The organism is Klebsiella grimontii (assembly GCF_900200035.1).
Taxonomy (GTDB): Bacteria; Pseudomonadota; Gammaproteobacteria; order Enterobacterales; family Enterobacteriaceae; genus Klebsiella; species Klebsiella grimontii.
This window is the reverse complement of the sequence record NZ_FZTC01000015.1, coordinates 464,207-475,985: the sequence shown is the minus strand read 5'-3', so window position 1 is coordinate 475,985 and position 11,779 is coordinate 464,207. Positions and strand designations below refer to the sequence as shown.

At 57.6% G+C, this 11,779-nt stretch carries 10 protein-coding genes; 5 read left to right on the top strand and 5 right to left on the bottom strand.

The genetic code is table 11. The features are described 5' to 3' along the window. Positions 1–179: 179 nt before the first annotated feature. From KOSB73_RS10015 to KOSB73_RS09995, 5 genes are all read right to left on the bottom strand, one after another. Complete coding sequence (locus tag KOSB73_RS10015; protein ID WP_098140479.1) at positions 180–1,133, bottom strand: aldo/keto reductase; 954 nt, start codon at positions 1,131–1,133, stop codon at positions 180–182. Between the two features lie 131 nt (positions 1,134–1,264). Continuing rightward, on the bottom strand, positions 1,265–2,041 hold the full coding sequence (locus KOSB73_RS10010; protein ID WP_024358891.1) for an ABC transporter substrate-binding protein: 777 nt from the start codon (positions 2,039–2,041) through the stop codon (positions 1,265–1,267). A 19-nt stretch (positions 2,042–2,060) separates the two neighbouring features. Beyond that, positions 2,061–3,239 carry a M20 aminoacylase family protein gene (locus KOSB73_RS10005; RefSeq protein ID WP_064411386.1) on the bottom strand — a complete coding sequence of 393 codons (1,179 nt, stop codon included), beginning with the start codon at positions 3,237–3,239 and terminating at the stop codon, positions 2,061–2,063. Positions 3,240–3,669: 430 nt separating this feature from the next. Then, complete coding sequence (locus KOSB73_RS10000) at positions 3,670–4,140, bottom strand: RcnB family protein (RefSeq protein ID WP_004135302.1); 471 nt, start codon at positions 4,138–4,140, stop codon at positions 3,670–3,672. 277 nt (positions 4,141–4,417) lie between these two features. Further along, the gene (locus KOSB73_RS09995) at positions 4,418–4,810 is read right to left on the bottom strand and encodes a hypothetical protein (RefSeq protein WP_004130158.1); all 393 of its coding nucleotides are present in this window, start codon (positions 4,808–4,810) and stop codon (positions 4,418–4,420) included. Positions 4,811–5,162: 352 nt separating this feature from the next. Here KOSB73_RS09995 and KOSB73_RS09990 point away from each other — a divergent pair, with 352 nt between their 5' ends. The 5 genes from KOSB73_RS09990 (at position 5,163) to KOSB73_RS09970 (ending at position 11,711) form a co-directional block, all read left to right on the top strand. Next, positions 5,163–6,086, top strand: coding sequence for an aminoimidazole riboside kinase (locus KOSB73_RS09990; RefSeq protein ID WP_064411387.1), 924 nt, complete (start codon positions 5,163–5,165; stop codon positions 6,084–6,086). 165 nt (positions 6,087–6,251) lie between these two features. After that, complete coding sequence (locus KOSB73_RS09985; protein WP_098140478.1) at positions 6,252–7,769, top strand: carbohydrate porin; 1,518 nt, start codon at positions 6,252–6,254, stop codon at positions 7,767–7,769. A 136-nt stretch (positions 7,770–7,905) separates the two neighbouring features. Further along, complete coding sequence (locus tag KOSB73_RS09980; RefSeq protein ID WP_024358895.1) at positions 7,906–9,276, top strand: sucrose-specific PTS transporter subunit IIBC; 1,371 nt, start codon at positions 7,906–7,908, stop codon at positions 9,274–9,276. Next, positions 9,276–10,676 (top strand): sucrose-6-phosphate hydrolase, encoded by a 1,401-nt coding sequence (locus KOSB73_RS09975; protein ID WP_049087504.1) that lies wholly within the window; start codon positions 9,276–9,278, stop codon positions 10,674–10,676. The genes KOSB73_RS09980 and KOSB73_RS09975 overlap by 1 nt, the downstream gene beginning before the upstream one ends. Positions 10,677–10,706: 30 nt before the next feature. After that, the gene (locus KOSB73_RS09970; RefSeq protein WP_004135287.1) at positions 10,707–11,711 is read left to right on the top strand and encodes a LacI family DNA-binding transcriptional regulator; all 1,005 of its coding nucleotides are present in this window, start codon (positions 10,707–10,709) and stop codon (positions 11,709–11,711) included. Positions 11,712–11,779 lie beyond the last annotated feature (68 nt).

Genomic DNA, 11,779 nt, shown 5'->3' with positions numbered 1-11,779 from the left:
GAATGAGAACTATACGCATTATCTTAACGTAATCAAGAAGGGCTTTTAGCGCATGAAAAAACGTTTCATTTTTCGCTGAAAAGTATTCAGAGCCGGGGAAGTGACTAAAAGAGAAAAGAAAAGGAATACAAAACGCTGATGGAAAAGCGCCGGAACCTGACAGGCTCCGGCATACAGTATTACGCGCTGGCGCTGTCCAGACGCGCCAGTTGGTCGGCGCTCAGGGTCAGCGCGGCGGCGCGGGCGAAGCTCTCCACCTGAGCGATGCTGGTGGCGCTGGCGATAGGCGCCGTTACGCCTTCGCGGCTCATCAGCCAGGCCAGCGCGACTTCGGCGGGTTTGGCGTCGTTTTGCTCCGCCACCTCAACCAGCGTATCGACGATGCGCAGCCCGCGCGGATTGAGATATTTGCCAATGCCGCCCCCGCGCTGGCTTTGCGCCAGATCGGACTGCTGGCGGTATTTGCCGGTCAGGAAGCCGGACGCCAGGCTGTAGTAGGTCACCACGCCGATATCGCGGCTGATGCACAGGTCGCCGAGCGCGCCCTCAAAAGCCGAGCGATGATAAAGATTGTATTCCGGCTGCAGCACCTGCCAGGCCGGCAGACCGCTTTTGCGCGACACTTCCAGCGCGCTCGAAAGCTGGCCGGCGTCAAGGTTGGAGGCGCCCATAGCGCGGATTTTCCCCGCCTGCTGCAGGGCGTGAAACGCCTCGAGGGTTTCCGCAACCGGCGTTTCCGGGTCCGGCCAGTGGGCAAAATAGAGGTCGATATAATCGGAGTTCAGGCGCCGGAGTGAATCCTCAACCGCCTGCTGGATCCACGCTTTTTTCAACCCTTTATGCCCGGGAAGGCCTAAATCGGCCCCCACTTTGGTGAAGATCTTCACCTTATCGCGCATGCCGGGCCGCGCCTGTAGCCAGCGACCGATAATGGTTTCAGACTCGCCGCCCTGATTACCCTCCGCCCAGCGGGAGTAAACATCCGCCGTGTCGATAGCATCAAAGCCGTGGTCTATAAACGCATCAAGAATGGCAAAACTGGTTTTTTCATCGATGGTCCAGCCAAAAACGTTGCCGCCAAACACCAGCGGGGCGATGGAAAATCCGGTTTTGCCCAAGGGACGTGTGATCATGCCGTTCACTCCTTATCGCTTATATTCAGTATCCTTCGGAACGCCGTGAGGGCCAGGAAAGGACAATTACGGGATAGTAAGAAAAGGAAGCTTGAAGCGGGCTAGCCGTGCCCGCTGAATGCATAACAACATTATGTCCCGGAATAGACGTCAAAGCTAAAATATTTCCCGGCTAACTTTTTATAAGTGCCGTCGGCGAGAATGCGGGCAATCGCGCCGTTAATCTCCTGGCGCAGGGCATCGTCCTCTTTGCGCAGGCCAATCGCCGCGCCGGCGCCGAACAGCTTGTCGTCCTTCAGATGGCCGCCAACGAAGGCAAAATCTTTACCCTGCGGCTGCTGCAGGAAGCTGTAGTCGGCCATCATCCCGGACAGCACCGCGCCATCAATACGCCCGGACTCCAGATCCTGAACCACGCGATCCGCCCCCTGATAGGCGACGATATTGATCCCCGCCGTGCGCCAGTGCTGGTTGACGTAAGTCTCCTGCGCCGAGCCCTGTTCCACGCCGATGGTTTTGCCCTTCAGCTGTTCGACGGTATTCCCGGCCAGGGTATTTTTACGCGCCACGAGGAACACCGGACCGTTGTAGAGCTTGTCGCTAAAGCCGATCTGCTCTTTGCGCTTCTCGGTCATATACATGCCGGAGAGGATCGCGTCGAACTTACGCGCCTTCAGCGCCGGGATAATGCCGTCGAAGTTGCTTTCCACCCACACGCACTTGGCCTGCAGCTGGGCGCAAATCGCGTTGCCGAGGTCAATATCAAAACCCGCCAGCTTACCCTGCGGATCTTTCCATTCAAACGGCGCAAAGGTGGGATCGACGCCAAAGCGAATTTCCTTATTTTCTGCGGCCAGGGCTGAAGTTGAGGCCATCAGCGCGACCCACAGCAGAAGAGATTTTTTCATTATTTACGGACTCCAGAGATCAACGGCAGTGTGTTTCAACTAACCGGACGAACAGCGTCGCGCCGGTAGAAATAATGTCATCATTAAAGTCATAGCCGGGGTTGTGCACCATACAGCCGCCCTTCCCGCCTTTCTCCCCATTACCCAGCAGGAAGTAGCAGCCGGGGCGTTTCTGGAGCATAAAAGCGAAATCTTCGCTGGCGTTCATCGGCGAAATAGATTCCAGCACGCCCTCCTCGCCAAATACCTCCAGCGCCAGCGCTTTGGCGAACTCGGTCTCCTCGTCGCTGTTGGTCAGCACCGGATAGGAGTCAAAAACCTCAACCTCGCTGCTGGCGCCGTAGCTTTTGGCGGTAAAATCAGCGAGCGCCTTGATCCGCTTAATCAGCAGGTCGCGAATTTCCGGCTTCATCGCCCGCACGCTCAGCTCCATCACCACGTTCTCGGGGATGACGTTGGAGGCGATACCCGCCTGGAAAGTACCGACGCTGACCACCGCGGTTTCGCCCGGCGGTACGTTACGGGCAACGATACTTTGCAGATTCATCACCAGCGCCGCGCCGGTCACAATGGGGTCGACGGTGCGCTCGGGGTGCGCGCCGTGGCCGCCGTAACCGGTAATGGTGATTTTGACCGTATCCGCCGAGGCCATAAAATTACCGGCGTAAAAGCCGAGTTTCCCCACCGGCAGGCCCGGCATATTGTGCAGGCCGAAGATGCGCTCGCAGGGGAAACGTTCAAACAGGCCGTCTTTAATCATTAAATCCGCGCCGCCGATAGCTTCTTCCGCGGGCTGGAATATCAGGTGTACCGTGCCGTTGAACTGGCAGGCCGGCGAGGCGATATATTTCGCCGCCGCCAGCAGAATGGTGGTATGGCCATCGTGGCCGCAGGCGTGCATTTTCCCGGCAACGGTGCTGGCCCACGGGAGATCGGTCGTTTCGAAAATCGGCAGCGCGTCCATGTCGGCGCGCAGGCCGATCGTGCGCGGAGAATCGCCTTTGCTTAAGGTTCCGACCACCCCGGTTTTCGCCAGCCCGCGGGTCACCGTATAGCCCCACTCGGTCAGTTTTCCGGCCACCAGCTCGCTGGTATTAAACTCTTCCAGGCTTAATTCCGGATGGGCGTGCAAATAATGACGGATCGCAATCATTTCATTTTCGGTGGCTTTAATTTCAGGAATTACACAGTCGGTCATGCCGGTCTCCGGGAATAGAATCAGATGCAAAGCTTTAATAACTTAACGTGCTAAGGGTTTATTGCAAGCAGGATTTCTTATTCCGCAGGCAGTTTTCATCTGATTTATTCATAGTGATTTAACGGAGAAGCGGACGTCTTTTACTCTCGCCTGAACCAGGGCGCTTCTTACATTCTCTGCTTTTTATTAACCATGAAGCATAATACTCATTTATAAAGTCTAAATAAGCAGATAAAACATCAAAGAAGAGGCGCAAGAATGATATTTTCAACTTTGCGCTTTTTAAGTGAGAACAAGGGCGGGTGGGCATTGCCCGATAGCGCTACGCTGACCGGACTACCGTCCCTCAGACGCGGGGAAATCGGTAGCCCGGACAGGCGCGCAGCACCGCCTCCGGGGAAAGCGGTAGCGAGGTTAAGGCAGAAAAAGGTTAGTGACTCAGCGCGCCGTTAATCAGGATCGACGTAATAATCCCGGTCGCGGCGGCAATCAGCACATAGTTGCCATCAATATAGGACCAGTGCTGCCCGCGCGGCGGTGCCGGTAATCCGCGATCGTTCCAGTCGTTTATCCGGTAATCATTGCCGCGAAAACGTTCCGGCGCCGGATGACCTTTGCGGAAATCATGCCCGTTCCACGCAAAGTGGTCCTGCTCATGACGCGCCTGATGAGGGTTACCCTGCGGCCCCTTGTCACCATGCGCCGGGCCACGGTTATCGCCGTTGCCCTGATGGTTGTTAGCCTGCGGCCCCTGCTGACGGTTACCGTTCGGGCCGCCGCGCCCGGCGTCTTGCTGCCAGACCTGCTGCTGACCGTGGTTGTTGCCGCCAGGACCATCCGCCCAGGAGACGGAAGTCAACGCACAAGATAAAATAATCGCCAGTGAAAGAATCTTTTTCATAATACACCTCCTGATATATTTCCTTTGTACCAGGAGAATGTGGAGGAATAGTGAGTAACAATATAACCAGGACAATTCCTGGCATATCCGCTTAGTCTTCCAGGGCGCATTTTTATTGCCTGCGCTCATTTAACCCAGCCACAGGGTTTACTATGCCCCCGGGTATACCGCAAGCCGGCTCGATATCCATTGCGGATAATTATCCCGAGGCTGAACCATGGACGCTAAATAACAAAAAAGGCCGCTTTCGCGACCTTTTTTAGCAAAGAGTCAGTAATTACTCAGTGACTTTAGTTTTTAGCTCTTCGGCACCCTGCTTGGTTTTATCCCAGCCTTCTTTGCTGACCTCTTTGGTCTTATTCCAGCCTTTTTCGGTGCCTTCTTTAGTTGCGTTCCAGCCCTTCTCAGTCCCTTCTTTGGTCTTATTCCAGGTTTTCTGCGCGCCTTCGCTGACTTCGCTGCCTACGCTGTCGCTTTTGCCTTCCGCCGCGTGTTTAGCTTTGAGCTGCTGCTCTTCACCCTGGTGCTGGGCCTCGTGCAGTTTTTCCTTCGCGGTGTTCGCCCCTTCATGGGCCGCCGCGACGGTATCGTCGGTTGCGTGTGTCGTTGTTGCAGCAAAAACAGGAGCTGCTACCAGAATCGCAGATAACGCAATCATTGCTTTTTTCATAATATCCTCTCTCGCTAACGAACTTAATGTTATGAGTCGCATTTAGCATGGCACAAGATTTTGCCGTCTGGCTTTAGGGATTGTTCTTAAAACTGATTTCAGACTTTTCTATCGACTTTTGGTCTGCCGCCCCCCCCTTTGCACCTGTCCGGGCTGCCGCTTTTTACCGCTATAGAGTCCGCAGCCATTAGAAGTCTCTCCCGCTCAGCCGAACGGCCGCTCTTTTGCCAACCGGCTCACGTTTTTATACCCTGGTTCGCACTTTTCCGCCGCTGACGTTCCCCTGATCCTGTCGCTATGCTTTAATAAGCTAAACCGGTTTAACTAAGTTTAGCTATGGAGATTTTTCAGCATGATTGCAAAAGTTTGGGTTCTGGGAGATGCGGTAGTTGACCTGCTGCCGGAGAGCGAAGGCCGTCTGTTGCGCTGCCCCGGCGGCGCGCCGGCCAACGTGGCGGTAGGTATCGCCCGTCTTGGCGGCATCAGCGGGTTTATCGGGCGCGTCGGCGACGATCCGTTTGGCCGCTTTATGCGCCACACCCTGCAGCAGGAGCTGGTCGACGTCAGCCATATGCGCCTCGACGGCGAGCACCGAACCTCCACCGTCGTGGTCGACCTTGACGATCAGGGCGAACGCACCTTTACCTTTATGGTGCGCCCAAGCGCGGATCTGTTCCTGGCGAAAGAAGACCTGCCGCAGTTTGCCGCCAACCAGTGGCTGCACGTCTGCTCTATCGCGCTCAGCGCCGAACCCAGCCGCAGCACCACCTTCGCGGCTATGGAGAAAATCAAGCTGGCCGGCGGCCGGGTCAGCTTTGACCCCAATATCCGCCCGGACCTCTGGCAGGATCAGGAGCTGCTGCACGCCTGCCTCGATCGCGCCCTGCGCATGGCCAACGTGGTGAAGCTGTCGGAAGAGGAACTGGTATTCATCAGCGGAATTGATGATTTAGCGCAAGGCATCGCCAGCATCACCGCGCGCTACCAGCCTGAATTGCTGCTGGTCACCCAGGGCAAAGCGGGCGTGCTTGCCGCCTTCCAGCAGCAGTTTACCCATTTCAGCGCCAAGCCTGTGGTCAGCGTGGACACCACCGGCGCGGGTGACGCTTTTGTCGCCGGACTGCTCGCAAGCCTTGCCGCCAAAGGGATGCCGACGGATATCGAAGGGCTGGAACCCACCCTGACGCTAGCGCAAACCTGCGGCGCTCTGGCGACAACGGCGAAAGGCGCGATGACCGCTCTGCCATACCAGCGCGATCTTAATCGCCAGTTTTGATTCTTCAGGCCGTCGTGCGCGGCCCACTTTGTTGCATCCATCACATTTATTAAACCGGTTTAGCAAAATCCATTTCCAAATGTTAAGGGTCATGCTTAACATAGCTCCTAAACCGGTTTAGCAAAAAACAACATTTCCAAATTTTACTTTCGGGATGCAACCAGCATGTATAAAAAAAACACACTCGCGGTCCTTATCGCTTTGCTAACCGGTGCCGCCTCAGCCCACGCGCAAACGGACCTCAGCACCATCGAAGCCCGCCTGGTCGCGCTGGAAAAACGCCTGCAGGAGGCGGAAAACAGAGCGCAAACCGCGGAAAACCGCGCCGAGTCAGCGGAGAAAAAAGTCCAGCAGCTGACCACCCAGCAGCAAAAAAATCAGGACACGACGCAGGAAGTGGTTCAACGTACCGCCAAGCTTGAGAAAAAAGCCGATGAGAAAAGCGGCTTTGAGTTTCACGGCTACGCCCGCTCCGGCGTGATAATGAATGATTCCGCCGCCAGCACCAAATCCGGCGCCTATATGACGCCAGCGGGGGAAACCGGCGGGGCTATCGGCCGTCTGGGAAACCAGGCCGATACCTATGTTGAAATGAACCTTGAACATAAGCAGACCCTGGATAATGGCGCGACGACCCGCTTCAAAGTGATGGTCGCCGACGGCCAAACCAATTATAACGACTGGACGGCGAGCACCAGTGATTTGAACGTTCGCCAGGCTTTCGTCGAACTGGGCAACCTGCCTGCCTTTGAAGGGCCGTTTAAAGGCTCCACCCTGTGGGCAGGGAAACGTTTCGACCGCGACAACTTTGATATTCACTGGATTGACTCTGACGTTGTGTTCCTCGCCGGTACCGGCGGCGGTATTTACGACGTCAGGTGGAACGATAGCATTCGCAGTAACTTCTCTCTTTACGGACGCAACTTCGGCGATATTGCTGACTCGAGCAATAGCGTGCAGAACTATATCGTCAGCATGAACAACTTCATCGGTCCGGTGCAGGTGATGGTCAGCGGGATGCGGGCAAAAGACAACGATGAACGTCAGGATACCAACGGCAATCCGGTCAAAGGCGATGCGGCAAATACCGGGACGCATGCGCTGCTCGGGTTGCATAACGACACTTTTTACGGCCTGCGTGAAGGCACCAGCAAAACCGCCCTGCTCTACGGTCACGGCCTGGGCGCTGAAGTTAAAGGCATCGGCTCTGACGGCGCGCTACGCTCGGGCGCCAACACCTGGCGCTTCGCCAGCTACGGCACCACGCCGCTCAGCAAAAACTGGTTTATCGCCCCGGCTATCCTGGCGCAAAGCAGTAAAGACCGTTATGCCGAGGGCGACAGCTATCAGTGGGCAACGCTCAACATGCGTCTGATCCAGGAGATCAACCAGAACTTCGCCCTCGCTTACGAAGGCAGCTACCAGTATATGGATCTTAAACCTGAAGGTTATAACGATCGCCATGCGGTGAACGGTAGCTTCTACAAGCTCACCTTCGCTCCGACCTTTAAGGTCGGCAGCATCGGTGATTTCTTCAGCCGTCCTGAAATCCGCCTTTACACCTCATGGATGGACTGGAGCAAAAAACTGAATAATTACGCCAGCGACGACGCGCTGGGCAGCAGTGGTTTTAAATCGGGCGGCGAATGGTCGTTCGGTATGCAGATGGAAACCTGGTTCTGACGGGTAACGTCTGACGGCAGGAACATCCGGGGCGATTACGCGCGCGTTGTCGCCCCGGACACGATAACGACGCAGAAACTGCGCCCCCGTGAACACGGGACGACAACACGAAAATTTTACGCATTCAGAGGGTACTATGGATTTTGAACAGATTTCCCGCTCGCTGCTTCCGCTTTTGGGAGGCAAGGAAAATATCGCCAGCGCCGCGCACTGCGCCACGCGTCTGCGGCTGGTGCTGGTCGATGATTCGCTGGCCGACCAGCAGGCCATCGGCAAAATTGAAGGGGTTAAGGGCTGTTTCCGCAACGCCGGGCAGATGCAGATTATTTTCGGCACCGGGGTGGTGAACAAGGTCTACGCCGCCTTTATCCAGGCGGCGGGCATTAGCGAATCGAGCAAGTCGGAAGCCGCCGACATTGCGGCGAAAAAGCTTAATCCTTTCCAGCGTATCGCGCGCCTGCTGTCGAACATCTTCGTGCCGATTATCCCGGCAATCGTCGCCTCCGGCCTGCTGATGGGCCTGCTGGGGATGGTCAAAACCTACGGCTGGGTTGACCCGAGCAACGCCCTCTACATCATGCTGGATATGTGCAGCTCGGCGGCGTTTATCATTCTGCCGATCCTGATTGGCTTTACCGCGGCCCGCGAATTCGGCGGTAACCCCTACCTCGGCGCGACGCTCGGCGGCATTCTGACCCACCCGGCGCTGACTAACGCCTGGGGCGTGGCCGCCGGTTTCCATACCATGAACTTCTTCGGCCTCGAGATCGCCATGATCGGCTATCAGGGGACAGTGTTCCCGGTGCTGCTGGCGGTATGGTTTATGAGCCTCGTTGAGAAGCAGCTGCGTCGCGCGATCCCCGATGCGCTGGACCTGATCCTGACGCCGTTCCTGACGGTGATTATTTCCGGTTTTATCGCCCTGCTGATTATCGGCCCGGCCGGTCGCGCGCTCGGCGACGGCATCTCGTTTGTCCTGAGTACCCTGATTAGCCACGCCGGCTGGCTGGCTGGACTGCTGTTTGGCGGTCTCTATTCGGTTATCGTCATTACCGGTATTCACCACAGCTTCCACGCCATCGAAGCCGGGCTGCTGGGTAACCCGTCCATTGGGGTTAACTTCCTGCTGCCGATTTGGTCCATGGCCAACGTCGCTCAGGGTGGCGCCTGCCTGGCGGTATGGTTTAAAACCAAAGACGTCAAAATCAAAGCCATTGCGCTGCCCTCGGCGTTTTCCGCTATGCTGGGCATCACCGAGGCGGCGATTTTTGGTATCAACTTACGTTTCATGAAGCCGTTTATCGCGGCGCTGATCGGCGGCGCGGCGGGCGGCGCGTGGGTCGTGTCAGTGCACGTCTATATGAGCGCAGTCGGCCTGACGGCGATTCCCGGCATGGCTATCGTGCAGGCCAGCTCGCTGCTGAACTACATTATCGGTATGGTCATCGCCTTTGGCGTCGCTTTCGTCGTCTCTCTGCTGCTGAAATACAAAACGGACGCTGAATAATGTCACTTCCATCACGTTTGCCTGCGATTTTGCAGGCCGTTATGCAGGGCCAGCCGCGCGCGCTGGCCGATAGCCATTATCCCCGCTGGCACCATGCGCCGGTCACCGGGCTGATGAACGACCCCAACGGCTTTGTCGAGTTTGCCGGGCGCTATCACCTGTTCTACCAGTGGAACCCGCTCGCCTGCGATCATAAGTTCAAGTGCTGGGCGCACTGGAGTTCAGACGATCTGCTGCGCTGGCGGCATGAGCCTATTGCGCTGATGCCGGATGAAGAGTACGACCGCAACGGCTGCTACTCCGGCAGCGCGGTGGATAACAACGGTACGCTCACCCTGTGCTATACCGGCAACGTGAAGTTCGACGATGGCGGCCGAACCGCGTGGCAGTGCCTGGCGACGGAAAACGCCGACGGCACCTTCACTAAGCTCGGCCCGGTCCTGCCGCTGCCGGAGGGCTATACCGGCCACGTCCGCGACCCGAAAGTCTGGCGGCATCAAGACCGCTGGTACATGGTGCTGGGGGCGCAGGATCGGCAAAAGCGCGGTAAGGTGCTGCTGTTCAGCTCCCCGGACCTTCATCAGTGGCGCAGCGAGGGCGAAATCGCCGGTGACGGCATTAACGGCCTGAGCGACGCAGGCTATATGTGGGAGTGCCCGGATCTGTTTGCGCTCGGCGACCAGCATATTCTGATCTGCTGCCCGCAGGGGATTGCCCGTGAAGAAGAGCGCTTCCTCAATACCTATCCGGCGGTGTGGATGGCCGGTGGTTTCGACTATGACCGCGCCGCGTTCAGCCACGGCGAACTGCGCGAGCTGGACGCCGGATTCGAGTTCTACGCCCCGCAGACCACGCACACCCGCGATGGCCGCCGCCTGCTGGTCGGCTGGATGGGCGTCCCGGACGGCGAAGAGATGCGCCAGCCGACGCTCGCTCATGGCTGGATCCATCAGATGACCTGCCTGCGCGAGCTGGAATTTATCGACGGTCAGCTCTACCAGCGTCCGCTGCGCGAGCTGACCGCCCTGCGCGGGGAAGCGCACGGCTGGCAGGGGAACGCTCTGCCGCTGGCGCCGATGGAAATCGCGCTGCAAACTGCCGCCGACGACGCACTAAGCCTTGATTTCGGCGGCGCGTTAACCCTCGAGCGCGACGCCAGCGGGATCCGACTGGCGCGACGCAGTCTCGTCAGCGACGAGATGCACTATCGCTACTGGCGCGGCGAGGTCCGCACGCTGCGGATTTTCATCGATCGGTCGAGCGTGGAGATTTTCATTAACGACGGCGAAGGCGTAATGAGCAGCCGCTGCTTCCCGGCTTATCCGGCGCAGCTGATTTTCTCCGGTAGCGCGCCGGATGCATTCTGCTACTGGCCGCTGCGCACATGCATGGTAGAATAAGCGTTTTGCTTTCAGGCTCATGGCGTCGTAATGAAAACCAAACGCGTAACCATTAAAGATATCGCCGAACTGGCGGGCGTTTCCAAAGCGACCGCCAGCCTGGTGCTCAACGGGCGTGGCAAAGAGCTGCGCGTGGCGCAGGAAACGCGCGAGCGCGTGCTGGCGATTGCCCGCGAGCAGCACTATCAGCCGAGCATTCACGCCCGCTCCCTGCGCGATAACCGCAGCCACACCATCGGCCTGGTGGTGCCGGAGATCACCAACTACGGCTTTGCGGTCTTTTCCCATGAGCTGGAGATGCTGTGCCGCGAGGCGGGCGTCCAACTGCTGATCTCCTGTACCGACGAAAACCCCGGTCAGGAGAGCATGGTGGTCAATAACATGATTGCCCGTCAGGTCGACGGGTTGATCGTCGCCTCCTGTATGCACGCCGATGCCGACTATCTCAAGCTCAGCGAACAGCTGCCGGTGGTGCTGTTTGACCGCTACCCGAATGAAAGCGCCCTGCCGCTGGTGATGACCGATTCAATTACCCCGACGGCGGAGCTGATTGCCCGCATCGCGCCTCAGCATCGCGATGAGTTCTGGTTTTTAGGCGGCCAGCCGCGCCTGTCGCCCTCCCGCGATCGTCTGGCCGGGTTTACGCAAGGTCTGGCCCAGGCGGGTATTGAATTGCGCCCGGAGTGGGTGATCAACGGCAACTACCATCCCAGCTCCGGCTATGAGATGTTCGCCGCCCTCTGCGCGCGTCTGGGTCGGCCGCCAAAGGCGCTGTTTACCGCCGCCTGCGGGCTGCTGGAAGGGGTGCTGCGCTATATGAGCCAGCACCATTTGCTCGATTCAGACATCCACCTGGCGAGCTTTGACGATCACTATCTCTACGATTCGCTGTCGCTGCGTATCGATACCGTCCAGCAGGACAACCGCCAGCTGGCCTGGCACTGCTACGATTTGATAAGCCAGCTGATTGACGGCAACACGCCCGAGCCGCTACAGCGCTACCTGCCGGCGACGCTGCAGTTTCGGCATCGGTGATACTACGGAGGTTTAAAAGGTTATCGAAACGTGTTAACGGACTATTTGTCTTGCCGCGTTGAAAATGC